Annotated in this window: 23 protein-coding genes; 11 read left to right on the top strand and 12 right to left on the bottom strand. The window is 66.2% G+C overall.

The annotated features are described in order from the left end of the window. The first annotated feature begins 756 nt into the window (after positions 1 to 756). Both KVG96_RS04375 and KVG96_RS04380 read left to right on the top strand, forming a co-directional pair. A complete protein-coding gene (locus KVG96_RS04375; RefSeq protein WP_217890955.1) occupies positions 757 to 1,479 on the top strand; it encodes a response regulator in 723 nt (240 codons plus the stop codon). Beyond that, complete coding sequence (locus tag KVG96_RS04380; protein WP_217890956.1) at positions 1,476 to 3,086, top strand: ATP-binding protein; 1,611 nt, start codon at positions 1,476 to 1,478, stop codon at positions 3,084 to 3,086. The genes KVG96_RS04375 and KVG96_RS04380 overlap by 4 nt, the downstream gene beginning before the upstream one ends. A gap of 114 nt (positions 3,087 to 3,200) precedes the next feature. Here the strand turns inward: KVG96_RS04380 and KVG96_RS04385 are convergent, their stop codons facing one another. Continuing rightward, positions 3,201 to 3,926: a 4'-phosphopantetheinyl transferase family protein gene (locus tag KVG96_RS04385; RefSeq protein WP_217890957.1), complete on the bottom strand. Its 726-nt coding sequence runs from the start codon at positions 3,924 to 3,926 to the stop codon at positions 3,201 to 3,203. A gap of 156 nt (positions 3,927 to 4,082) precedes the next feature. Further along, positions 4,083 to 4,874 (bottom strand): dienelactone hydrolase family protein, encoded by a 792-nt coding sequence (locus tag KVG96_RS04390; RefSeq protein WP_217890958.1) that lies wholly within the window; start codon positions 4,872 to 4,874, stop codon positions 4,083 to 4,085. A 141-nt stretch (positions 4,875 to 5,015) separates the two neighbouring features. Between KVG96_RS04390 and KVG96_RS04395 the strand changes: the two genes are divergently transcribed. The 3 genes from KVG96_RS04395 (at position 5,016) to KVG96_RS04405 (ending at position 7,799) form a co-directional block, all read left to right on the top strand. Further along, on the top strand, positions 5,016 to 5,621 hold the full coding sequence (locus KVG96_RS04395) for a hypothetical protein (RefSeq protein ID WP_085578199.1): 606 nt from the start codon (positions 5,016 to 5,018) through the stop codon (positions 5,619 to 5,621). Positions 5,622 to 5,778: 157 nt separating this feature from the next. Further along, a complete protein-coding gene (locus tag KVG96_RS04400; RefSeq protein WP_085578198.1) occupies positions 5,779 to 6,456 on the top strand; it encodes a response regulator transcription factor in 678 nt (225 codons plus the stop codon). Then, on the top strand, positions 6,453 to 7,799 hold the full coding sequence (locus KVG96_RS04405) for an ATP-binding protein (RefSeq protein ID WP_217890959.1): 1,347 nt from the start codon (positions 6,453 to 6,455) through the stop codon (positions 7,797 to 7,799). Before KVG96_RS04400 ends, KVG96_RS04405 begins: the two co-directional genes overlap by 4 nt. A 144-nt stretch (positions 7,800 to 7,943) precedes the next feature. Here KVG96_RS04405 and KVG96_RS04410 read toward each other — a convergent pair whose 3' ends face one another. Further along, the gene (locus tag KVG96_RS04410) at positions 7,944 to 8,942 is read right to left on the bottom strand and encodes an AraC family transcriptional regulator (protein ID WP_217890960.1); all 999 of its coding nucleotides are present in this window, start codon (positions 8,940 to 8,942) and stop codon (positions 7,944 to 7,946) included. Positions 8,943 to 9,293: 351 nt separating this feature from the next. Here KVG96_RS04410 and KVG96_RS04415 point away from each other — a divergent pair, with 351 nt between their 5' ends. Then, a complete protein-coding gene (locus KVG96_RS04415) occupies positions 9,294 to 10,628 on the top strand; it encodes a dicarboxylate/amino acid:cation symporter (RefSeq protein ID WP_217890961.1) in 1,335 nt (444 codons plus the stop codon). Between the two features lie 144 nt (positions 10,629 to 10,772). After that, complete coding sequence (locus KVG96_RS04420; RefSeq protein WP_217890962.1) at positions 10,773 to 11,954, top strand: CaiB/BaiF CoA transferase family protein; 1,182 nt, start codon at positions 10,773 to 10,775, stop codon at positions 11,952 to 11,954. A 6-nt stretch (positions 11,955 to 11,960) separates the two neighbouring features. Here KVG96_RS04420 and KVG96_RS04425 read toward each other — a convergent pair whose 3' ends face one another. After that, entirely contained in the window at positions 11,961 to 12,455 is a 495-nt protein-coding gene (locus KVG96_RS04425) for a SprT family zinc-dependent metalloprotease (RefSeq protein WP_217890963.1), read from the bottom strand. Between the two features lie 150 nt (positions 12,456 to 12,605). Beyond that, positions 12,606 to 13,208 (bottom strand): Yip1 family protein, encoded by a 603-nt coding sequence (locus KVG96_RS04430; protein WP_085578192.1) that lies wholly within the window; start codon positions 13,206 to 13,208, stop codon positions 12,606 to 12,608. Between the two features lie 288 nt (positions 13,209 to 13,496). Here KVG96_RS04430 and ttcA point away from each other — a divergent pair, with 288 nt between their 5' ends. Together ttcA and KVG96_RS04440 are read left to right on the top strand one after the other, a co-directional pair. Beyond that, entirely contained in the window at positions 13,497 to 14,321 is an 825-nt protein-coding gene (ttcA, locus tag KVG96_RS04435; protein ID WP_217890964.1) for a tRNA 2-thiocytidine(32) synthetase TtcA, read from the top strand. Positions 14,322 to 14,454: 133 nt separating this feature from the next. Then, positions 14,455 to 15,129: a DNA-3-methyladenine glycosylase I gene (locus KVG96_RS04440; protein WP_217890965.1), complete on the top strand. Its 675-nt coding sequence runs from the start codon at positions 14,455 to 14,457 to the stop codon at positions 15,127 to 15,129. Between the two features lie 55 nt (positions 15,130 to 15,184). On the opposite strand, the gene KVG96_RS04445 is transcribed toward KVG96_RS04440, so the two are convergent. The 3 genes from KVG96_RS04445 to arsC are packed head-to-tail and all read right to left on the bottom strand — an operon-like array spanning position 15,185 to position 16,559. Next, positions 15,185 to 15,610, bottom strand: coding sequence for a DUF2069 domain-containing protein (locus KVG96_RS04445; protein ID WP_217890966.1), 426 nt, complete (start codon positions 15,608 to 15,610; stop codon positions 15,185 to 15,187). A gap of 2 nt (positions 15,611 to 15,612) precedes the next feature. Further along, positions 15,613 to 16,209 (bottom strand): NAD(P)H:quinone oxidoreductase, encoded by a 597-nt coding sequence (wrbA, locus tag KVG96_RS04450; protein ID WP_217890967.1) that lies wholly within the window; start codon positions 16,207 to 16,209, stop codon positions 15,613 to 15,615. Next, positions 16,206 to 16,559 carry an arsenate reductase (glutaredoxin) gene (gene arsC / locus KVG96_RS04455; RefSeq protein ID WP_217890968.1) on the bottom strand — a complete coding sequence of 118 codons (354 nt, stop codon included), beginning with the start codon at positions 16,557 to 16,559 and terminating at the stop codon, positions 16,206 to 16,208. The genes wrbA and arsC overlap by 4 nt, the downstream gene beginning before the upstream one ends. Positions 16,560 to 16,672: 113 nt before the next feature. Between arsC and KVG96_RS04460 the strand changes: the two genes are divergently transcribed. Beyond that, positions 16,673 to 17,140: a TlpA disulfide reductase family protein gene (locus tag KVG96_RS04460; RefSeq protein WP_217890969.1), complete on the top strand. Its 468-nt coding sequence runs from the start codon at positions 16,673 to 16,675 to the stop codon at positions 17,138 to 17,140. An 85-nt stretch (positions 17,141 to 17,225) separates the two neighbouring features. On the opposite strand, the gene KVG96_RS04465 is transcribed toward KVG96_RS04460, so the two are convergent. Further along, entirely contained in the window at positions 17,226 to 17,630 is a 405-nt protein-coding gene (locus tag KVG96_RS04465) for an META domain-containing protein (RefSeq protein ID WP_217890970.1), read from the bottom strand. Next, positions 17,630 to 18,064, bottom strand: a complete 435-nt coding sequence (locus tag KVG96_RS04470; RefSeq protein ID WP_217890971.1) for a hypothetical protein — start codon at positions 18,062 to 18,064, stop codon at positions 17,630 to 17,632. The genes KVG96_RS04465 and KVG96_RS04470 overlap by 1 nt, the downstream gene beginning before the upstream one ends. A gap of 134 nt (positions 18,065 to 18,198) precedes the next feature. Between KVG96_RS04470 and KVG96_RS04475 the strand changes: the two genes are divergently transcribed. Beyond that, on the top strand, positions 18,199 to 18,636 hold the full coding sequence (locus KVG96_RS04475) for a hypothetical protein (protein WP_217890973.1): 438 nt from the start codon (positions 18,199 to 18,201) through the stop codon (positions 18,634 to 18,636). Between the two features lie 6 nt (positions 18,637 to 18,642). Here KVG96_RS04475 and KVG96_RS04480 read toward each other — a convergent pair whose 3' ends face one another. Beyond that, positions 18,643 to 19,632, bottom strand: a complete 990-nt coding sequence (locus tag KVG96_RS04480) for a 2-hydroxyacid dehydrogenase (RefSeq protein WP_217890974.1) — start codon at positions 19,630 to 19,632, stop codon at positions 18,643 to 18,645. 83 nt (positions 19,633 to 19,715) lie between these two features. Further along, positions 19,716 to 22,469, bottom strand: a complete 2,754-nt coding sequence (locus tag KVG96_RS04485) for a response regulator (RefSeq protein ID WP_217890975.1) — start codon at positions 22,467 to 22,469, stop codon at positions 19,716 to 19,718. Positions 22,470 to 22,544 lie beyond the last annotated feature (75 nt).

Here is a 22,544-nt window from a genome sequence, read left to right on the forward strand (position 1 = left end):
TCCACGTTCTCTATGTTTGTTTGGGCACCGTCTCGGTGCCCACCGTTCCGTCCTGAAGCACTACAGCCGGCAAGCGCCGGGCATGACGACTTCGGGACAGTTCAGGAAGGGGGCCTTGTGGGCGCCGCTTCCATGCCGAAGTCTTCGGTCACGCGCGGTGCGCGTGAAACCGCATTCCGTTCCGGGGGCAGTTCCGGACTGCAACTCCCGTACCGTCATCGCCGTGAACGGCTGAAAAACGGTTGCCATCCGCAGGCGCGGTTTGGGCTTCTGAAACTGCGTTTGGTTCAACCCGACAATGGCAATAAAAAGCCTTGAATTCACTGCCGGGTTTGTGTTTGGGTTTTGGGCGCCAACCCCAACATCTAGGGTTTTTTTGCGCGCGGGCTACAAGATAATGCGTTTGGGGGAGGGATTGCAACGTACTACCTGTGGATAACCCTGTGCGTAAATTGTGTGGGAAAACGAGAAATCGCGTGTAGGCCGCGAACCTGCCGGGCCAGACCGTTTGTCACTGTTTTCCGCCGCAAAAAATGACGCCGGCAAATTTTTGAGGGCGCGAACCCTATCACAAAAAACCAGCCTGTCCAGACGCATTTGCCGACTTGTGTTCTCGTCAGTCGGCGTTTATACAATCGGCCCGTGCGCTAGCATTCTTATCCTCCCGAAACATGACAAAAAGACGGGAGGATCCTGAGGTTTTCCCGCAGGGAAGCCCCTTCCTTTATCGGCAGCATCGGCAAGCAGAGGTCACCCGTGGAGCAAGAAGCCTGGCAGGTATTGATAGTCGAGGACGACCAGCGTCTGGCCGAACTGACCCGCGAATACCTGCAGGCCAACGGTTTGCGGGTGGAGATCGAAGGCAACGGCGCCCTGGCGGCGGCGCGGATCGTCAAGGAGCAGCCGGACCTGGTGATCCTCGACCTGATGCTCCCCGGCGAGGACGGCCTGAGCATCTGCCGCAAGGTGCGCGACCGCTACGACGGGCCGATCCTGATGCTCACCGCCCGCACCGATGACGCCGACCAGATCCTGGGCCTGGACCTGGGCGCCGACGACTATGTCTGCAAACCGGTGCGCCCGCGCCTGCTGCTGGCCCGCATCCAGGCGCTGCTGCGGCGCAGCGAAACACCGGAGCCGGCGGCGGAGAAGGCGCGCCGCCTGCAGTTCGGCCCCCTGGTGGTGGACAGCGCGCTGCGCGAGGCCTGGCTGGGCGACAGCGGCATCGAACTGACCAGCGCCGAGTTCGACCTGCTCTGGCTGCTGGTGTCCAACGCCGGGCGGATCCTGTCCCGGGAGGAAATCTTCACCGCGCTGCGCGGCATCGGCTACGACGGCCAGGACCGATCGATCGATGTGCGCATCTCGCGGATCCGCCCCAAGATCGGCGATGACCCGGACCATCCGCGGCTGATCAAGACCGTGCGCAGCAAAGGCTACCTGTTCGTGCCGGAAGCCTGCGCAGAACTGCCGCTGTGAATTCGATCTTCCTGCGCATCTACGGCGGCATGTGCGCCGCGCTGATCCTGGTGGCGGTGCTCGGCGTGCTGGCCCTGCACCTGCTCAACCAGGTGCGCAGCGAGCAGTACCGCGAACGCCTGGCCCACGGCACCTTTTCGCTGATGGCCGACAACCTGCAACCGATGAACGAAACCGAGCGCCACCGCGCCTTGCTGGTGTGGGAGCGGCTGTTGGGCATTCCCCTGGCGCTGAAGACCTTCGCCCAGACCGACCTTGACCTGACCCAGCGCACCCGCGTGCTGCGCGGCCAGGCGCTGGTGGAGCAGACCGGGCCGCATGCGGCGCGGGTCTACCGGCTGGTCAGCGACAAGGAGCAACTGGTGCTCACCGGCGACGTGCAGCAGATCAGCGAGCAACTGGCGCGGGCGACCATCTATCTGCTGGCCGACGAGCTGGTGCGGGTGCCGGTGGGCGAGCAGCCCAAGCGCCTGGCGCAACTGAAGGACGACAAGGGCTTCGGCTTCGACCTGCGGCTGGTCACGGTGCAGGACGCCGACATGGACGAAGACCAGAGCCGCCGCGTGGCCGAGGGCGACACGGTGATGGCGCTGGGCAAGGGCGGCGACTCGATCCGGGTGTTCGCCGGCATGGTCGGCACGCCGTGGGTGCTGGAGATCGGGCCGCTGTATCAGATGAACCCCTATCCGCCGGAATGGCTGGTGCTGATCGCCGCCCTCGGGCTGAGCCTGATCGGCCTGATCGTCTATCTGCTGGTGCGCCAACTCGAACGGCGCCTGCGTGGCCTGGAGGCGGCGGCCACGCGCATCGCCAAGGGCAGCCTGGAAACCCGCGTGCCGGCGCGGGGCGCGGACTCGGTGGGCAAGTTGGCGGCGGCGTTCAACGGCATGGCCGAGCACCTGCAGCAACTGTTGGCCATCCAGCGCGAGCTGGTGCGGGCGGTGTCCCATGAACTGCGTACGCCGGTGGCGCGCCTGCGCTTCGGGCTGGAGATGATCGGTTCGGCCACCACCCCGCAGGCGCTGGAGAAGTACCGCGAAGGCATGGATCACGACATCGAGGACCTCGACAAACTGGTGGACGAGATGCTGACCTACGCGCGGCTGGAGCAGGGCTCGCCGGCGCTGACCTTTCAGCGCATCGACCTCGACGCGTTGGTCAATCAGGTGATCGCCGAGCTGGCGCCGTTGCGCGCCGAGGTCACGGTGCAGCGCGGCCTGTGCCTGTCGGCGGCCGACTGCGACGACGCCTGGGTCGAGGCCGAGCCGCGCTACCTGCACCGGGCGCTGCAGAACCTGGTGCGCAACGCGATGCGGCATGCGCGCTCGAAGGTCACGGTGAGCTATCAGGTGGGGCAGCTGCGTTGCCGGGTGGATGTCGAGGACGACGGCCCCGGGGTGCCGGAGGCCGCGTGGGAGAAGATCTTCACCCCGTTCCTGCGTCTGGACGACAGCCGCACGCGGGCGTCCGGGGGGCATGGGCTGGGCCTGTCGATCGTGCGGCGGATCATCCACTGGCACGATGGCCGGGCGCTGATCGGCAAGAGCAAGAGCCTGGGCGGGGCGTGCTTCAGCCTGAGCTGGCCGCGCAATCAGGAACGGCGCTGAGTCCTGGGGGGAGGACGGCGTCATCGTCATCGCGGGCAAGCCCGCTCCCACAATGTTCGGCAGTGTCCGCAGGCATTGCATTCCACCGATTGCCCTCACCGGCAGCGCAAGCCTTCAGGCGGGAATGCTGACCAGGCTCAGCAACTGTCCGTCCTGCATCCCGAACTGTGCATCCAGTTCCGTGCCGCTGCGCCATTCGCTGGAAAGGTCCGTCAACAGGCGCAGCCGCACGGCACCTTCCGGCGTCCACTCCAGCACTTCGGCATGCTCGAAATAGAAGCGCTGCCGCACAATCGGATACAGCGCCTTGAACAGGCTTTCCTTCACCGAGAACGTCATCGTCACCCACAACGCCACCTGATCACGAGGCCCGGCGGCCATGCGCTGCAGTTCCGGCGGGGTGAGGATTTCCCCGGCCAGGCGCTCGGCCCGTTCGGTGTCGAGCAGGTTTTCCAGGTCCATGCCCAGCCCGCGCCAGTGCCGCTTGCGGGCGACGATCGCCGCCGCGCGGCCGGTGCCGTGGGTGATCGAGCCGGTGATGTGTGCCGGCCACACCGGGGCGCGGTCCTCGCCGATGGCCGGCACCGTGCTTATGCCTTCCAACTGCTGGAGCGCGGCGCGGGCGCAGAGGCGGCCGGCCAAAAACTCCGCCTGACGCTTGGCCACCGAGCGCTGGATGCTCGGCGGGGGCTCGATGGCGGCGCGGGCAAAGTCATCGCCGAGCAGGCGTGACGGGTCGAAACGGGTGCTCAGCAGCACGGTGTCGGGCAGCGTCGCGGGCAACGGCCAATGGGCGTCGAGCGCGGAGCAGCAGGCGGGGAGCAGGGGTTCGGCATTCATGGGGGGCATTTTGCCGGGTGGCGCCGACGCTGGAAAGCGGCACGTGTCCTGTGTCGAGGGCGCTGGTCGCGCCGTCCCGCCAGGACGCGCAGCGGCCCGAAAGCCAGGGGCCGCTTCGCAGCCCGACGGGAGCGAGCGCCCTCGCCACAGGAGGGATCAGCCGAAGATGTGCTTGAAGAAGGCTTGCATGTCCGCCCAGGATTTTGCATCGGCGGCCTTGTTGTAGCCGATGTCCGGGCCGCCGTGGTCGCCGTGGCTCAGGCGGTCGGCGTCGGGGTTGCTGAAGCCGTGCTTGGCGCCGTCGAGGCTGACGAAGCGGTAGTCGGCGCCGGCCTTGTCCATTTCCGCCTTGAAGGCCGCGACGTTGTCTTGGGTGACCATGCTGTCCAGCGCGCCGTGTTCGACGAGTATCTTCGCCTTGACGCTGCCGGGCGCGGCCGGGGTGTTGGTGGCGAGGGAGCCGTGGAAACTCACCACGCCGGCCAGCGGCACGCCTTGGCGCGCGGCGTTCAGCACCACGCCGCCGCCGAAGCAGTAGCCGATGGCCGCCAGTTTTTGCGGATCGGTCTGCGGCTGTTTCTTCAACAGGTCCAGGCCGGCCTGGAACCGCGCGCCCGCCGCCGCGCTGTCCTTGAGCGCCGCCTGCATGAAGGCCATGGCGTCCTTGGGGTGCTCGGTGTTCTTGCCGTCGCCGTACATGTCGATGGCCAGGGCGCTGTAGCCCAGCCCGGCGAGGTCGCGGGCGCGGCGCTTGGCGTAGTCGTTCAGCCCCCACCATTCATGCACCACCACCACGCCCGGGCGCGGGCCCTTGAGGGCGTCGTCGTAGGCGTAGTAGCCGATCAGCCGCGTGCCGTCGGCGCTCTGGTAAGGGATCTCCTGGGTCTTGATCGCCGCCTGGCTGAAACCGCTGGCGAGGAGCAGGGCGAGGGCGAGGAACAGGCGCATGGTCGGGTCTCCTGACATAAAAGTGATCAAGACAGCCTAGTCCATTTGGTTCAGCGCAGGTTCAGAGAGCGTTCAGGGGCGGTACAGGGGAGGGCCGTTAACCTTGCGCCATACCTGAAGAGCACTCAAGAGGAACACCCGATGACTCGTTTGAACAAACTGCTGCTGGCCTTCACCGTCATGAGCGCAAGCATCGCCGCCCATGCCGACACCACCTCCAACTTCGCCGGCCTGACGTTCGGCCAGACCAGCGACAAAGTGAAGAAGTCCAACGCCCTGAACGAGAACCTGGGCCACCCGGACGCCGACGGCGTGATCGGCAAGGACAACACCTGGGGCGTGCGCCTCGGTCAGCAAAACAGCCAGGGCCGCTACTACGCCACCTACGACACCGTGTCCGGTTCGCACAATGGCATTAAACTGCGCCAGGAAAACCTGCTCGGCAGCTACGATCTGTTCTATCCGGTGGGCGACAGCACCAAACTGTTCGGCGGCGCCACCGCCGGCCTGACCAAGCTGAGCCAGAATTCCCCGGGCTTCAGCCACGACAGCGACATCGGTTACGCGGTCGGCGGCCAGTTCGGTGTGCTGCAGCAAGTGTCGCAGAACACTTCGGTGGAACTCGGTTACCGTTACCTGCGCAGCAACGCCAGCACCGAGATGAGCGAGCGCGGCGGCAGCAAGCAGGGTTCGCTGGACTTGACCAGCAGCGCCCAGACGTACCTGTCGGCCAACTACGCTTTCTGAGGCGCGGTTGACGCAGACCGAAACCAGGGTGGGAGCGGGCTTGCCCGCGAAGGCGATGTCTCAGGCGACCTGTATGTCGACTGAACCACCGCTTTCGCGGGCAAGCCCGCTCCCGCAGGTATGCTGTTGGAGAATGTGATTTATCCGGGAGACATTCATGAAGCTGTTGGTCGTCGAAGATGAAGCGCTGCTGCGCCATCACCTGCAAACCCGCCTCACGGAAAGCGGCCATGTGGTCGAGTCCGTGGCCAACGCCGAGGAGGCGCTGTACCAGACCGGCCAGTTCAACTTCGATCTGGCGGTGATCGACCTCGGCCTGCCGGGCATGGGCGGGCTGGACCTGATCCGCCAGTTGCGCTCGGGCGGCAAGGCGTTCCCGATCCTGATCCTCACCGCCCGCGGCAACTGGCAGGACAAGGTCGAAGGCCTGGCCGCCGGCGCCGACGACTACGTGGTCAAGCCGTTCCAGTTCGAGGAGCTCGAAGCGCGCCTCAATGCGCTGCTGCGCCGCTCCAGCGGGTTCACCCAGTCGACCATCGTCGCCGGCCCGCTGCTGCTGGACCTGAACCGCAAGCAGGCGACCCTCGACGAACAGCCGCTGGCGCTGACCGCCTACGAGTACCGGATCCTCGAATACCTGATGCGCCACCATCAGCAAGTGGTGCCCAAGGACCGCCTCATGGAGCAGCTGTACCCGGATGACGACGAGCGCGATCCGAACGTGATCGAAGTGCTGGTCGGCCGCCTGCGCCGCAAACTGGAAGGCCCCGCCGGGTTCAAGCCGATCGACACCGTGCGCGGCCTGGGCTACCTGTTCAACGAGCGCTGCACTTGATCCGCTCCCTTCGCGTTCGCTTGATGCTCGCCGCCACGACGTTGGCGGTGCTGTTCATGCTCGCCCTGTTGCCGGCCATGCAGGGCGCGTTCAGCCTGGCGCTGCAGGATTCCATCGAGCAGCGCCTGGCGTCGGACGTCACCACGCTGATCTCCGCCGCCCGGGTCGAGAACGGCCGCCTGGTGATGCCGACGCAGTTGCCGGACGAGCGCTTCAACCTCGCCGACTTCCGCCTGCTGGGCTACATCTACGACCGCGAAGGGCATCTGGTCTGGCGCTCGAAGGCGACCCAGGAAGAGCAGATCAACTACAAGCCGCGCTACGACGGGCTAGGCAACGAGTTCGCGCGGATTCGCGAGAGCAACGGCCAGGAGTTCTTCGTCTACGACGTCGAAGTCAAGCTGCTGGGCGGCAAGAGCGCGGCGTTCAGCATCGTCGCCCTGCAACCGGTGCGCGAGTACGAAACCACCCTGGAAGGCCTGCGCGAAAATCTCTATCTGGGCTTCGGCGCCGCGCTGCTGGTGCTGCTGGCGCTGCTGTGGATCGGCCTGACCTGGGGCCTCAAGGCCCTGCGCCGGCTCAGCCAGGAACTGGACGAAATCGAAAGCGGCACCCGCGAGAGCCTCAGCGAGCAGCACCCGCGCGAACTGCTGCGCCTGACCGGCTCGCTCAACCGCCTGCTGCACAGCGAACGCCAGCAGCGCAGCCGTTACCGCGACTCTCTCGACGACCTGGCCCACAGCCTTAAGACCCCGCTGGCGGTGCTGCAAGGCGTCAGCGAAGACATGGCCCTGCGTCCGCAGGACCGGGATCAGGCCTGGGTGCTGCAGAACCAGATCGAGCGCATGAGCCAGCAGATCAGCTACCAGCTGCAACGGGCCAGCCTGCGCAAGAGCGGGCTGGTGCGCCATCAGGTGCGCCTGCGCCCGGTGCTGCAAAGCCTGTGCGACACCCTGGACAAGGTCTACCGCGACAAGCGCGTACGGGTCGCCTTCGACCTGCCGGAGCAGTGCTACGTGCCGATCGAGCAAGGCGCCTTGCTGGAAATGATGGGCAACCTGCTGGAGAACGCCTATCGCCTGTGCCTGGGCGAAGTGCGCATCAGCGTGCGCGAGAGCCTGGCCGGGGTCGAGCTGTGCGTGGAGGACGACGGCCCCGGCGTACCCCAGGACCAGCGCGCGCGGATCCTGGAACGGGGCGAGCGGCTGGACCGCCAGCATCCGGGGCAGGGCATCGGCCTGGCGGTGGTCAAGGACATCATCGAAAGCTACAGCGCCAAGCTGACCTTGGGGGATTCACCGATGGGCGGGGCGGCGTTCAGGATTCATTTCCCGGCGGTTTGACCGTTGGGCGTTCGCCTTGCGGGCCTCATCGCGGGCAAGCCCGCTCCCACAGGTTCCGCGGTCTGCACGGCAATGGTGAACACCCACGATCACTGCGGGAGCGGGCCTGGCCGCGAAGGGGCCATTCGATCCGGTCGAAGATCCTTAATGCTCCTGCGCCCGGTAAGCCCCCGGCGTCAGCCCGGTCCACTTCTTGAACGCCCGGTGAAACGCCGACGGTTCGGAGAACCCGAGCTGTTCGGCGATCTGTTGCAACGACAGATCCGCCCGGCCCAGGTGGTAGATGGCGATATCCCGCCGCAGTTGATCCTTGAGCTCCTGAAAACTGGTGCCTTCCTCGCGCAGGTGCCGGCGCAGGGTCTGCGGGCTGATGTGCAGGTGCGCCGCCACCGCTTCCAGATCCGGCCAGCGTGCGCTGTCCTGGCTGAGCAGGCGGCGCAGGCGGCTGCTGAGGCTGTTGCCGTCGTCAGGGCGCGACAGCAGGTCGGCGGGGGAGCGTTCGAGGAAATGCTTGAGGGTGCGCTCGTCCTGCAGCAGCGGCATGTTCAGGTAACGGCTGTGGAAACGCAGGCTGCTTTGTCCGGCCGAGAACGACAGGGGGCAGGAGAACAGCAGATCGTACTCGGCGCCGTGGGCAGGCTTGGGGTAACTGAACGTCGCCTGCTCCAGGCGGATCCGCTGGCCGATCATCCAACTGCCCAGGCGATGCCAGATCACCAGCAGGCTTTCGCTCAGGAAGTGATCCGGATCCCACAGCCGCGAGTCGTCCAGGCTCAGGCGCACCCACTCGTCCTCGCGGTGCAGGGTCAGGCGCGGGGCCTCGGGGAATAGGCTATAAAACAGTAAGCCACGGTTGAGCGCCTTCTCCAGCGTGCGGCAATGGATCACGGCATGGCACATCATGGCGAAGCTGCCGGGCTTGCTCGGCGCCCGGCCGAAGCCCAGGTACTCGTCGTCCAGCGCCAGCCACAGGCCCTGGATCAGCCGGGTGAACTGCTCCGGGGCGATCCGCGCGCGCGGCTCATCCAGCAGCTCCGGGCTGATGCCCAGTTGCTGCAGCAACGGCGAGCAGTCGTGGCCCGCACGCTGTGCGCCGACCAGGGCGGCGCGGGCGAAATGGCTGGCAATGGTGCGTTCGCGCATAAGCGGCAAGTCCTCCCTCGGGCGACGGATGGTAGCCGGCGGCCCGAACGTGCAACAAGGCGGATTTCCGCCAAATTGTAGGACGAGAGCGGGCGTGTTGGCGGAAATCCGCCACACACGGCCCGCGCAACGGCGACCGTGATCGGGCCGCAATCCCTGATATCAAAAGGCTTTCAGCGAAATGCGCCAAAGTGGCACGCGGTTTGCGATACAAGCGCCAGAAGCGTGCGCCGAGCCGGTCCGGACAGCGTCGCTCGACACAACAAATCCCTCCAGTGCAGGAGGGTTCGCAATTCAAGTGTCGTGTTCAACAGATGGATGTTGCCCACGGGACTCTTGAGGAAACTTGCAATGACGACTCGTCAGCCACTGTACAAATCCCTGTATTTCCAGGTGATCGTCGCAATCTGCATCGGTATCGCGCTCGGCCACTACTATCCGCAGCTCGGTGTGGCCGTAAAGCCGCTGGGTGACGGGTTCATCAAACTGATCAAAATGATCATCGCCCCGATCATCTTCTGCACCGTCGTCAGCGGCATCGCCGGCATGCAGAACATGAAATCGGTCGGCAAGACCGGCGGTTACGCGCTCCTGTACTTCGAAATCGTTTCGACCATCGCCCTGCTGGTGGGCCTGGTCGTGGTCAACATCGTGCAGCCGGGCAACGGCATGCACGTCGATGTGAGCACCCTGGACGCCTCGAAAGTCGCCACCTACGTGCAGCAAGGCGCCGAGCAGAGCGTTGTGGGCTTCCTGCTCAACGTGATCCCGAGCACCATCGTCGGCGCCTTCGCCACCGGCGACATCCTGCAAGTGCTGATGTTCTCGGTGATCTTCGGTTTCGCCCTGCACCGTCTGGGCGCCTACGGCAAGCCGATCCTCGACTTCATTGATCGCTTCGCCCACGTGATGTTCAACATCATCAACATGATCATGAAGCTTGCGCCGATCGGTGCCTTCGGTGCGATGGCGTTCACCATCGGCGCCTACGGCGTCGGCTCGCTGGTGCAGCTGGGCCAACTGATGGCCTGCTTCTACATCACGTGCCTGGCGTTCATCCTGATCGTGCTCGGCGCCATCGCCCGCATGCACGGCTTCAGCGTGCTGAAGATGATCCGCTACATCCGTGAAGAGCTGCTGATCGTGCTCGGCACCTCGTCGTCGGAATCGGTGCTGCCGCGCATGCTGATCAAGATGGAGCGTCTGGGCGCGAAGAAATCCGTCGTGGGTCTGGTGATCCCGACCGGCTACTCGTTCAACCTCGACGGCACCGCGATCTACCTGACCATGGCCGCCGTGTTCATCGCCCAGGCGACCGACACGCACATGGACATCACCCATCAGATCACGCTGCTGGTGGTGTTGCTGCTGTCGTCCAAAGGCGCGGCCGGCGTGACCGGTTCGGGCTTCATCGTGCTGGCGGCCACGCTGTCGGCCGTAGGTCACCTGCCGGTGGCGGGCCTTGCGCTGATCCTGGGCATCGACCGCTTCATGTCCGAGGCCCGCGCGTTGACCAACCTGGTCGGCAACGCTGTCGCCACCATCGTGGTCGCCAAGTGGGTCAAGGAACTGGACACCGACGTGCTGGCCTCCGAGCTGGCCTCGGGCGGCCGCGGCATCGCCGATACCCGTCCGGAAGACGACCTGGGCGTGGCCGAAGGCTCGACCCCGAGCAGCGTCAAGTAACGCCGCTGCCATGAAGAAACCCGCTGCGGCGGGTTTTTTCTTGCCTGCGGTTTGAGCGCAACGGTCACTGCCGCTGACGCATCCGGTGATTGCCGCCCCGGCCGGGGCTGCCTAGGCTGCAGGCATCGTTCACGGAGATCGCCCATGTCCGCACCGCTGGCTTCACTCAAAGTCCTGGATTTCTCGACCCTGCTGCCGGGGCCGTTCGCATCGCTGCTGCTGGCGGACATGGGCGCCGAGGTGCTGCGCATCGAGTCGCCGACCCGCCTGGACCTGGTGCGGGTGCTGCCGCCCCACGACGGGGGGCTGTCCGCCAGCCACGCCTACCTCAACCGCAACAAGCGCAGCCTGGCCCTGGACCTGAAGCAGCCCGAAGCGCTGGAGGTGATCAAGCGCTTGCTGGCCGATCACGACATCCTCCTGGAGCAGTTCCGCCCCGGCGTGATGGAGCGCCTGGGGCTGGGCTATGAGGCGCTGAAGGCGATCAACCCCCGGCTGATCTACGTGTCGATCACCGGCTACGGCCAGACCGGTCCCTACAAGGACCGCGCCGGGCACGACATCAATTACCTGGCCCTGGCCGGGCTCGCCAGCCACACCGGCCGCGCCGACAGCGGGCCGCTGCCGCTGGGCGTGCAGGTGGCGGACATCGCCGGCGGTTCGCTGCATGGCGTGATCGGCCTGCTGGCGGCGGTGATCGCCCGGCAGCAGACCGGGCAGGGCACGCACGTGGACGTGAGCATGACCGACTGCGCGTTCAGCCTGAACGCCATGGCCGGCGCCGGCTACCTGGCCTGCGGCGTGGAGCCGGGGCGCGAGGATCAGATCCTCAACGGCGGCAGTTTCTACGACTACTACCGCACCCGGGACGGGCGCTGGATGTCGGTGGGCAGCCTGGAACCGGGGTTCATGCAGCAACTGTGCAGCGCCTTCGGCTGGCCGGAGCTGGCGGCCCACGGCCTGTCGCCCCGGCCCGAACGCCAGCGGGCGCTGAAGGAGGCGCTGCAGGTCGAGTTCGAGAAATACGACTTCGCCGAGCTGTGCGAGCTGTTCGCCGGGATCGATGCCTGCGTCGAACCGGTGCTGAGCCTGGGCGAGGCGGTCAGGCATCCGCAGTTGCAGGCGCGTGAGCTGGTGACGCAAGTGCCGCGGGGGGACGGCACGGCCCAGGCGCAGATGGCGTGCCCGCTGAAGTTTTCCCAAGGGCTGCCGGCGCCGCGGCATGTCGGGACGGCGCCAGGGGCGCACACGGATCAGGTGCTGGAGGGGTTGGGCTTCGCCGCGGCGCAGATCGAGGCGCTGCGACAGGCCAAGGTGGTGCTTTAGCGGCCGCTATTCGACCCGCATCTCCCCGCTGAACACCAACGTGTGGCGACACCGCCGGCACAGGTAGCGCCGCCCCTGCCGCACCAGGCTGTGGCGCTGGGCCGTGAACGGGAAGTCGCTGTCGGCGCACGGGCACTTGTAGATGTAGCGGGTCACGCGGCGGCGTTTGACCTCATAGGTGTGGCAGCGGTCGGGCGGCAGTTCGTAGACGCCGCGCATGATCAGTTGCCATTCCTCGCCATGGGGCTGGATGCGGTCGCCGAACAGTTGGTGGGCGATCAGGTGCGCGACCTCATGGGCCACGGTCTGCTTGAGGAAATGCTCGGTGTTTTCCCGGTACAGCTGCGGGTTGAAGCGCAGCAGGTTCTCGTGCAGGTGCGCGACCCCGGCTTTCTGTCCGCGCAGCTTGAGGCTCACCACGGGACGCTTGAAGGGACGTTTGAAAAAGGATTCGGCGAGTTGGAAACAGTCTTCGACGCGGGTGTTGAGTTGCTCGGGCATGCTTGATGGATCTCCAGAGGCTTGGAGTATGCCGCAACCTTCCGGCCTTGCGCATCGCCGGACCGCCGAATGGTCTGCCTGCCCGGGCATGAGAAGGCCGCCTTGCGGCGGCCTGGTGTTGGCGGATCTTGTTCTTTTCGGGGCGGATCGCTAGTTGGTGTAGACCGGGCCCACGCCCAGCCCCCAGACAATCACGGTGAACGCCATGATGGCCACCAGCACCACCAGGCCCACCGCCAGCACCGAGCTGGAAAACAGGAACCCTTCGTCGGTCGGTATGTTCATGAAGGTGGGCAGGCCCACGTAGAGCAGGTACACCGTGTAGCAGATGGCCGCCGTGCCGACGATCATTCCCAGCCACATGTGCGGGTACAGTGCCGCCAGCCCGCCGACGAACAGCGGCGTCGCGGTGTAGGTGGCGAAGGCCACGCAACGGGCCAGGCTCGGGTTGGCGTCGTAGGTGCGGGCCATCCAGTGGATGAACGCGCCCATGACCGCCACGCCGCCGAGCATCGCCAGGTACGACATGATCGTCATCCACAGCGCGCTCTCGAGGGTCAGCATCACCGGCGCGCGGCTGCCGATCACCCAGCCGACCTGGGTCGTGCCGATGAACGCCGAGACCGCCGGGATCGCCGCCAGGATCAACGTGTGCGTCAGGTACATGTGGCTGATGCTTTCTTCCTGGTCGCCACGGATTTCCTTCCATTCCTGATCAGGGTGGGTAAAGAGCCCCACTACGTGATGGATCATGCCAGTCACTCCTCTTTATATTGCCATCGCCCCCCAACGGAGCGCCTTCGGGCCAAGGTGGCCGAGCAAGTTCAGGTCTTCAGACATCTGTGCGACCTTATGTCGCAGTATAGGAAGCTCTTGACCGCACAGGGTGTAGGGGCTTAGAGCAAATCGCGCTGTAAACCCGGGGCTTAATCGCCGCAGGGACTTGCATCGCCGGCGCAGCGACAGACCCGCGGCCCTTCGCCCGGGCGGCGTTTTTGCGTAAAATGCCCGCCCTTCGTCACACCTCACGGATTTCGCGTCATGGGCACTCTCACCGTCAACCAGAACAAACTGCAAAAGCGCCTGCGCCGCCTGGCCGGCGAAGCGGTCGCCGACTTCAACATGATCGAGGACGGCGACAAGGTGATGGTCTGCCTGTCCGGGGGCAAAGACAGCTACACCATGCTCGATGTGCTGATGCACCTGCAGAAGGTCGCGCCGATCAAGTTCGAGATCGTCGCGGTGAACATGGACCAGAAGCAGCCGGGCTTCCCCGAGCACGTCCTGCCGGCCTACCTCAAAGAGCTGGGCATCGAGTACCACATCGTCGAGAAGGACACCTACTCGGTGGTCAAGGAACTGGTGCCGGAAGGCAAGACCACCTGCTCGCTGTGCTCGCGCCTGCGCCGCGGCACGCTGTACACCTTCGCCGACGAGATCGGCGCGACCAAGATGGCCTTGGGTCACCACCGCGACGACATCGTCGAGACGTTCTTCCTCAACATGTTCTTCAACGGCACCCTCAAGGCCATGCCGCCCAAGCTGCGCGCCGACGACGGCCGCAACGTGGTGATCCGCCCGCTGGCCTACTGCAACGAGAAGGACATCCAGGCCTACTCGGACTTCAAGCAGTTCCCGATCATCCCGTGCAACCTGTGCGGTTCCCAGGAGAACCTGCAGCGCCAGGTGGTCAAGGAAATGCTCCAGGACTGGGAGCGCAAGACCCCGGGCCGCACCGAAAGCATCTTCCGCAGCCTGCAGAACGTGGTGCCGTCGCAACTGGCCGACCGCAACCTGTTCGACTTCACCAGCCTGAAGATCGACGAGACGGCGGCTTCGCGCTTCGTCAACGTCGTCAACCTCTAGGCCTCGATACGGTGGGAGTCAGCCCGCTGGCGATCCGGTGCGTCACGACTGATGCACCGTCATCGCCGGCAGGCGGGCTCCCTCTGTGTTTTTTGTTCTCGGGCGACATCCATTTCAGACCTCAGGAGAGGGCATGCGCGACTACAAGTGGCTGCACGAATACTGTCTGAACCGTTTCGGTTCGGCGGCCGGACTGGAAGCCCACCTGCCGGTCCCCAAGACCGCGGCGCAACTGCGCGCGGTCGGCGACGACCGCTACCTGTCGACCATGGCCCTGCGGGTGTTCCGCGCCGGGCTCAAGCACAGCCTGGTGGACGCCAAGTGGCCGGCCTTCGAAGAGGTGTTCTTCGGCTTCGACCCGGAAAAGGTCGTGCTGATGAGCGCCGAGCACCTTGAGCGCCTGATGCAGGACGCGCGGATCATCCGCCACCTGGGCAAGCTCAAGAGCGTGCCGCGCAATGCGCAGTTCATCCTGGACGTGGAGAAAGAGAAGGGCAGCTTCGGCGCCTTGCTCGCCGACTGGCCGGTGACCGACATCACCGGCCTGTGGACGTACCTGAAAAAGCGCGGCCACCAACTGGGCGGGCTGTCGGCGCCGCGGTTCCTGCGGATGGCCGGCAAGGACACCTTCGTGCCGAGCTACGACGTGGTCGCGGCGCTGAACGCCCAAGGCATCATCGACAAGGTGCCGAGCAGCCTGCGCGACCTGGCCACGGTGCAGGACGCGTTCAACCGCTGGCACGATGAAAGCGGCGGGCGGCCGATGAGCCAGATCTCGATGATGCTGGCCTATACCGTCAACCATTGAGGCCGTGTAGGCCCGAATCGCCAGCAGGCTGGCTCCTGCAGGCGATGGCGACCGGTCAGGCGACGCTGATTCCGCCTTCGCCCGCCAGCTTGCGGTCCAACTGATACCGCCACCGCACATACAGCAGCGCCGAGCAGAACACCGCCAGGCTGGCGGCCATCTCCAGCACGCCGAACAGCTGACGGCCCGGGTCATACGCGGCCAGCGCGCCCTTGATGAAATACAGGTTCACCGCAAAGCACATCCACGAATGCCCCCGCGGGCTGCCCGTGATCATGCCCGGCGCGAGCACGATCCACGGGATCAGCTCGATCAGCAGGATCACCCAGGGTCGGGCGCCGTGCAGGTCGGCGAACATCAGGTAATAGGCGGCGAGCAGCCCGGCCAGGGCGAAGAAGCACAGCAGGCTGACGATCCGCATCACCCGCACCCGCGGCGCGAGCCATTCGACGGCGGGCAGGACTTTGGGCTTTTTCGCCATCCTCAGTTCCCCAGCTTCTGCGCGGTTTTCGCCAGGCGTGCGCCCAAGGCGCGGCACAGGGCGATTTCGTGGCTGTCCAGGCCGCTCTTGCCGTCGGCCCCGGCATGGTGGCTGGCGCCGTACGGCGTGCCGCCGCCCTGGGTCTCCAGCAGCGCCGATTCGCTGTAGGGCAGGCCGGTGATCAGCATGCCGTGGTGCAGCAGCGGCAGCATCATCGACAGCAGCGTGGTCTCCTGGCCGCCGTGCAGGCTGGCGGTGGAGGTGAACACGCCGGCGGGCTTGCCCACCAGGGCGCCGGTCAGCCACAGGTTGCTGGTGCCGTCGAGGAAGTACTTGAGCGGCGCGGCCATGTTGCCGAAGCGGGTCGGGCTGCCCAGGGCCAGGCCGGCGCAGTTCTTCAGATCGTCCAGCGTTGCGTACAGCGCGCCTTCGTCGGGGATGTCCGGCGCCACGGCTTCGCACTCGGCGGAGATCGCCGGCACGGTGCGCAGGCGCGCTTCGAGCCCGGCCTGCTCGACGCCACGGGCGATCTGCCGGGCCATTTCGTTGGTCGAGCCGCTGCGGCTGTAGTACAGGACCAGAATGTACGGATCGCTCACGGCAGCAGCTCCAGGATCCGCTCCGGCGGACGGCCGATGACGGCCTTGTCGCCGGCTTCGAGGATCGGGCGTTCCATCAGTTTCGGATGGGCCGCGATGGCGGCGATCAGCTGTTCTTCGCTGAGGCCTGCGTCGGCCAGCTGAAGCATTTTGTATTCATCTTCGCCGGTGCGCAGCAGTTGCCGGGCGCCGATCCCCAGCTTGCCGAGCAGGGCCTTGATCTGCGCGGCGTCCAGCGGGGTTTCGAGGTAGCGCACCACGTTCGGGGTCAGGCCACGGGCCTCGAGCAGTTCGAGTGCGCCACGGGATTTCGAGCAGCGCGGGTTGTGATAGAGCGTCAGATCGGTCATGGCGGGTCGCTTATGGCGTAAAGTGGCGGCTATTCTAACTGTGCAGCGCGCAATCCAGAACCTCGGGAGGCGACGGGTCGCAGGCGCATTCAATTTTTCACAAGGAACATGACATGACACGGCGACTGGCAGCGGCATTGACGATCATCGGAGCGTTGATGCTGGGGGGCTGCGGTAACGACTATGGCATCGATCAGAACGGGCAGAAGGTGGCTTCCGAGCGCCTCGACAAGCAGTGGGTGGTGCTCAACTACTGGGCCGAATGGTGCGGCCCGTGCCGCACCGAGATCCCGGAGCTCAACCATTTGGCCGAACAGCTCAAGGACAAGAGGATCGGCGTGTTCGGGGTCAACTTCGACAACGTGCAGGGCGAGGAACTGAAGGGCGCCAGCGAGAAGCTGGGCATCCGCTTCACGGTACTGGCGCAGGATCCGGCGGACCTGTTCGAACTGCCGCGCAGCGAGGCCTTGCCGGTGACCTACATCATCGACAACAAGGGCAAGGTGCGTGAGCAGTTGCTGGGCGAGCAGACGGCGGCGGGGGTGATGGCGAAGCTGGAGGCGCTGAAGGCGGCCAACTGAGGGTGGTGCCAGATTCAGGGCCGCTTCGCGGCCCGGCGGGAGCGAGCTCCCTCGCCACAGGAGCCCCTCCGGCCAGGCATGAGGCTCAGCCTTCTTCCAGCCACCAGCGCAACGGCTTGCCTTCGGCGGGCCAGAAGCGCATTTGTTCGATCGGCGAGATGTCCCAGCGCTCGACCTTCTCCAGCGCCTGCAAGAAGCGCTGTTCCTGCTCCATCAGCGCCGGCGCGCATTGCTTGCGGGTCTTGCCGATCTTGCCGAAGCTCAGCTTGTCGCCGTCCAGGGTGTACGGCGCGAACCAGTGGTTGCAGCCGCCGTTGCCGTAGGCCCGGCCATCATCGCCCAGGGTGACGGTCAGGTGGCTGTAGTCCATCAGCGGGCGTTCGCCGATCCATTCCAGGATGTAGCTGCGGTTCTGCTCCAGTTGCACCGGCTCGGCGGCGCATCCCGCGAGGCCGGCACCGACGGCGGCGGTCAGGGCCAGGTGTTTCATCACGCGGACTCCCGGCAGCTCGGGCACACATGCTTGTCGCCGACGGCCTGCCAGCCGAGTTCGGCGATGCGTGCGGTGGCGGCGGCTTTCTCGGCCGGCTTGCCGAGCTTGGCGTCCACCGCGAACTCGAAGCTCAAGGCTTTGGCGCACGCGTCGCAGTTGACCTGCCAGGTGTGGATCGCCAGTTCGCCGAACACCGGCCCCTGGGTCATCGCGGTCCATTGGCCCGGCGGGTTGATCAGGTGGCGGACGGTTTCGACGGTCAGGCGCATGGACAGGTCCTTGCTGCCCTTGAGGGTGACCACCAGGACGTCGCCGACGCGGATCGAGCCGCCGTTGCCGGTGACCTGATAGCGGCCCGGCACGATGGCGCGGCATTCGGTGAGGGTGTGTTGCGGGTTCATCAGGGTGTAGCGGAAATCGTGTTCGACCATGGAGCCTCCAAATATGCGCGACATGCTAGCACGGGCCGGATTGCAGAATGACGCGCGCGTGCGACCTTCGATCCGGTTCAAACCGGCACCGCAGTCATGGCAAACTGCCGCTTCTTTTTTCTAAGGAACGGAACATGGCGCTGATCGAATGTTATGAATGCAAGCGCAGCATCAGCTCGCAGACGTCGGCGTGCATCCATTGTGGAGCCCCGCAGGAGCAGGGCGCGGGCGGCGCTGAAGCGACGAAGTCGCCGATTTCCTTTGGCCGCCTGCCGCGCAACGAATCCGTTCCCGAAGCGTCAACCGCGGCCGCAGCGCCTGCGCCGCAACCACGGGCCACACCGGTGGCGGCCGGCCGCCGGCGTCGTGCGCAGGCGGCGCAACCGGCCGAGCCTCAGTTGAACGCCGACGGTTCGCGGCCGGTGGAAGGCTGGCTGAAGATCATGGTGTTCCTGCTGCCGGGTTTTTTTGTCTGGTTCCTGCTGCGCAGCGGCCATTCGGCCAAACAGCGGCTGTTGGGCTTCGGTTGGCTGGCGCTGCTGATCCTGGCGTCGTCGCTCAAACCGTCCTGACCCGGCTCAGGCCTCGACCAGGTTCTGCGGCGCGCCCTGCGCCCAGGCGGCGATGTTGCGCAGGGTCGTGTCGGCGATCGCCCCCAGGGCCTCGTGGGTCAGAAAGGCCTGATGGGCGGTGACGATCACGTTGGGGAAGGTCAGCAGCCGGGCGAGGACGTCGTCCTGCAGCGGCAGGTCGGAGCGGTCTTCGAAGAACAGTTGCGCCTCCTCCTCGTAGACGTCCAGCCCCAAGTAGCCCAACTGGCCGTCCTTCAGGGCGTCGATCAGCGCCGGGGTATCGACCAGCCCGCCGCGTCCGGTGTTGATGAGCATCGTCCCCGGTTGCAGGCAGGCCAGCGATTGGCGGTTGATCAGGTGCTTGCTCTGCGCGTTCAGCGGGCAGTGCAGGCTGATGATCCGCGACCGGGCCAGCAGCTCGGGCAGGCTCAGGTAGCGGGCGCCCAGCGCTTCGACGGCGGGGTTGGGGTACGGGTCGTAGGCCAGCAGCTCGCAGCCGAAGCCGTGCATGATCTTGGCGAACGTGGCGCCGATCTGCCCGGTGCCGACGATGCCGACGGTCTTGCCCACCAGATCGAAACCGGTCAGGCCGTGCAGGCTGAAATCGCCTTCGCGGGTGCGGTTGTAGGCGCGGTGCAGGCGCCGGTTGAGCGCCAGGATCAACGCCACCGCGTGCTCGGCCACGGCATGGGGCGAGTAGGCGGGCACCCGTACGACCGCCAGCCCCAGACGCCGGGCGGCGGCCAGGTCGACGTGGTTGTAGCCGGCCGAACGCAAGGCGATCAGCCGCGTGCCGCCGGCGGCCAGGCGTTCCAGCACCGGTGCGCCGAGGTCGTCGTTGATGAAGGCGCAGACCGCCTCGTGATGCTCGGCCAGCGCAGCGGTGTCCAGGCACAGCCGCGCCGGCTGGAAGTGCAGCTCGATGCCGTCCGGGCAGGGGGCGGCGAGGAAACTGTCGCGGTCATACGTCTGGCTGCTGAAAACGATCGTGCGCATGCTGGCCTCCTGGAACCGGGTCGCGGGGCCTGATGGCCCACGCTCACTGTAGCCGTCTGCGGCGTCGCTGGCGTTGTCCTGGATCAGGCACTGATCCTGGCTTGCGCGGCCAGGCGGTTGATCGCCCGGTCCAACTCGTCCAGCGCCTGGGCGGCGTTGGGATCCTGCTGCTTGAGCAGGGTTTCGCTGCGCTGGCAGGCGGCGCGCAGTTGCGGCACGCCGCAGTATCGGGTGGCGCCGTGCAGGCGGTGCACCCGTTCGAGCAAGGCGTTCTGGTCGTTGCCGTCGCGGGCCGTGCGAATCGCTTCCCGGTCGGCTTCAAGCGACGCCAGCAGCATCGCCAGCATGTCCGCCGCCAGATCCGCCTTGCCGGCGGCCAGGCGCAGGCCTTCCTCGTGATCGAGCACCGGCAGTTCCTGAGGGCCGGCCACGCCGTCGGCGGCGCGCTCCTGCACCGGGTTGCGCAGCGCCAGCCCGGTCCACTTCAGCACCACCTGGGCCAGTTGCCGTTCGCTGATCGGTTTGGTCAGGTAGTCGTCCATGCCGCTTTGCAGCAGGGCGCGCTTTTCGTTGGCCATGGCGTGGGCGGTGAGGGCCACGATCGGCAGCGGCGTGCAGTGCCGTTCGCTTTCCCACTGGCGGATGGTTTCGGTGGTCTGACGGCCGTCCATGCCCGGCATCTGCACGTCCATCAGCACCAGATCGAAGGCTTCGCTCTGCACGGCGTTGACCGCCGCGTAGCCGCTTTCCACGGCCAGCACCTTGGCGCCCATGTCTTCGAGCAGCGTCTGCACCAGCAGCAGGTTGGCCGGGTTGTCGTCGACGCACAGCACTTTCGGCGCACGGCTGGACAGCGGCTCGCCCGGCTCGCTGCGGGTCTGGCGCGGCAGCACCAGGTCCGACAGCGCCCGGCGCAGTTTGCGGGTGCAGGCCGGTTTGGCCTGAAGCTGACTGTGGGGGTTGGGCACCGAAAGATGGAACAGGGTCTGTTCGGTGGTCGGGCACAGCACCAGCACTTTGCAGCCCAGGTGTTCGAGATCCCAGATGTGCTGGTTCAGCCGTTCCGGAAGCATGTCGTTGCTGGTGATGCCGAGCACCGCCAGATCGATGGCCTGTTCGGTCTGGTGGGCGCCGGTGACGCCGTTGGTCAGGCTCTCCAGGGTGTTGAACGGGGTGACGTCCAGGCCGCAGTCCTCCAGTTGGTGCTGCAGCGCCTGGCGGGCCAGTTCGTGGTTCTCCAGCACCGCCACCCGGCGCCCGAGCAGCGGCGCGGCCGGCAGGTCTTCGGTGTCGTCGCGGGTCTTGGGCAGGCTCAGGCTGATCCAGAACTCCGAGCCTTCGCCCGGTGTGCTGTCCACACCGATCTCGCCGCCCATCTGCTCGATCAGGCGCTTGGAGATCACCAGACCCAGACCGGTGCCGCCCGGCTGGCGCGACAGCGAGTTGTCCGCCTGGCTGAAGGCCTGGAACAGGGCGCGCACGTCCTGGGCCGAGAGGCCGATGCCGGTGTCCTGGATGCTGATGCGCAGCTGCACGCTGTCCTCGTGCTCTTCTTCGAGCATCGCCCGGGCGACGATGGTGCCTTCGCGGGTGAACTTGATCGCGTTGCTGACAAGGTTGGTGAGGATCTGCTTGAGCCGCAGCGGATCGCCGACCAGCGACAGCGGCGTGTCGCGGTAGACCAGGCTGACCAGCTCCAGCTGTTTGGCGTGGGCGGCCGGGGCCAGTATGGTCAGGGTGTCCTGCAGCAGGTCGCGCAGGTTGAACGGAATGTGGTCGAGCACCAGCTTGCCGGCCTCGATCTTGGAGAAGTCGAGGATCTCGTTGATGATCCCCAGCAGGCTGTCGGCGGACTTCTCGATGGTGCCCAGGTAGTCGAGCTGGCGCGGGGTGAGCTCGCTTTTCTGCAGCAGGTGGGTGAAGCCGAGGATGCCGTTGAGCGGCGTGCGGATCTCGTGGCTCATGTTGGCCAGGAACTCGGACTTGATCCGGCTCGCCTCCAGGGCTTCCTTGCGGGCCAGGTCCAGTTCGATGTTCTGGATCTCGATGGTTTCGAGGTTCTGGCGCACGTCTTCGGTGGCCTGGTCGACGCTGTGCTGCAGTTCTTCCCGGGCGTTCTGCAGGGTGCCGGCCATGCGGTTGATGCCGGAGGCCAGTTCGTCGAGCTCCTGGCTGCCGAGGGGCGGCAGGCGGGTTTCCAGGTGGCCGTCCTTGAGCTGCGCGACGGCCTGCTTGATCTGGCTCAGCGGCCGGTTGATGGTGCGCCCCATGCGCACGGCCAACAGCGCCGCACCGGCCAGGCCCGCGCCGATCAGCAGCAGGCTGGCGAACAGGCTGCGGTAGCCGCGCAGCAGCATGCCGTTGTGCGACAGCTCCAGTTCGACCCAGCCGAGTAGGCGGTCGGACTCTTCGGGGATCAGTTCGCCGGCCAGGTTGCGGTGCTTGCCGAACACCGGCAGCAGGTAGCGGGTCGCATCGTTGCCGCTGCGCCGCAGCAGTTGCAGGCTGTCGCCGCTGGGGGCCTGGTTGAGCATGGTCGGGCCGGCGTGGGCCAGGGGCGAGCGGTCCGGCGCCAGGAAGGTCACGGCGCGCACGTCGGGCTGTTCCAGGGACTGGGTGGCGATGCGCTCGAGCAGTTCGCTGTCGCCGTGGCCCATGGCCGGCGCCACCAGCGGCGCCAGTTGCTCGGCGATCATTTCGCCGCGCTGCATCAGTTGGGCCTGCAGGTCGACTTGCTGCGTCCAGGTGAAGTAGCCGCCCAGCACCAAAGCCATCAGGCTGGTGGGCAACAGGGTCAGCAACAGCACGCGACCTTTGATTCCCAGTTTCTTGAGCACGCCCATCTCCCGCATCCCGCTGATCCGTTGACTCTCGCGTGCGTCCGGCACGCGGCTTTGGCGCAGTGTAGCGAT

It is taken from the genome of Pseudomonas ekonensis (genome assembly GCF_019145435.1).
Taxonomy (GTDB): Bacteria; Pseudomonadota; Gammaproteobacteria; order Pseudomonadales; family Pseudomonadaceae; genus Aquipseudomonas; species Aquipseudomonas ekonensis.

Excerpts from the sequence above, each read along its gene's own strand:
- KVG96_RS04385 (WP_217890957.1), bottom strand. The coding sequence starts at position 3,926 with ATGAATGCCGAACCCCTGCTCCCCGCCTGCTGCTCCGCGCTCGACGCC.
- KVG96_RS04390 (WP_217890958.1), bottom strand. The coding sequence starts at position 4,874 with ATGCGCCTGTTCCTCGCCCTCGCCCTGCTCCTCGCCAGCGGTTTCAGC.
- KVG96_RS04395 (WP_085578199.1), top strand. The coding sequence starts at position 5,016 with ATGACTCGTTTGAACAAACTGCTGCTGGCCTTCACCGTCATGAGCGCA.
- KVG96_RS04400 (WP_085578198.1), top strand. The coding sequence starts at position 5,779 with ATGAAGCTGTTGGTCGTCGAAGATGAAGCGCTGCTGCGCCATCACCTG.
- KVG96_RS04410 (WP_217890960.1), bottom strand. The coding sequence starts at position 8,942 with ATGCGCGAACGCACCATTGCCAGCCATTTCGCCCGCGCCGCCCTGGTC.
- KVG96_RS04415 (WP_217890961.1), top strand. The coding sequence starts at position 9,294 with ATGACGACTCGTCAGCCACTGTACAAATCCCTGTATTTCCAGGTGATC.
- KVG96_RS04420 (WP_217890962.1), top strand. The coding sequence starts at position 10,773 with ATGTCCGCACCGCTGGCTTCACTCAAAGTCCTGGATTTCTCGACCCTG.
- KVG96_RS04425 (WP_217890963.1), bottom strand. The coding sequence starts at position 12,455 with ATGCCCGAGCAACTCAACACCCGCGTCGAAGACTGTTTCCAACTCGCC.
- KVG96_RS04430 (WP_085578192.1), bottom strand. The coding sequence starts at position 13,208 with ATGATCCATCACGTAGTGGGGCTCTTTACCCACCCTGATCAGGAATGG.
- ttcA (WP_217890964.1), top strand. The coding sequence starts at position 13,497 with ATGGGCACTCTCACCGTCAACCAGAACAAACTGCAAAAGCGCCTGCGC.
- KVG96_RS04440 (WP_217890965.1), top strand. The coding sequence starts at position 14,455 with ATGCGCGACTACAAGTGGCTGCACGAATACTGTCTGAACCGTTTCGGT.
- KVG96_RS04445 (WP_217890966.1), bottom strand. The coding sequence starts at position 15,610 with ATGGCGAAAAAGCCCAAAGTCCTGCCCGCCGTCGAATGGCTCGCGCCG.
- arsC (WP_217890968.1), bottom strand. The coding sequence starts at position 16,559 with ATGACCGATCTGACGCTCTATCACAACCCGCGCTGCTCGAAATCCCGT.
- KVG96_RS04460 (WP_217890969.1), top strand. The coding sequence starts at position 16,673 with ATGACACGGCGACTGGCAGCGGCATTGACGATCATCGGAGCGTTGATG.
- KVG96_RS04465 (WP_217890970.1), bottom strand. The coding sequence starts at position 17,630 with ATGAAACACCTGGCCCTGACCGCCGCCGTCGGTGCCGGCCTCGCGGGA.
- KVG96_RS04470 (WP_217890971.1), bottom strand. The coding sequence starts at position 18,064 with ATGGTCGAACACGATTTCCGCTACACCCTGATGAACCCGCAACACACC.
- KVG96_RS04475 (WP_217890973.1), top strand. The coding sequence starts at position 18,199 with ATGGCGCTGATCGAATGTTATGAATGCAAGCGCAGCATCAGCTCGCAG.
- KVG96_RS04480 (WP_217890974.1), bottom strand. The coding sequence starts at position 19,632 with ATGCGCACGATCGTTTTCAGCAGCCAGACGTATGACCGCGACAGTTTC.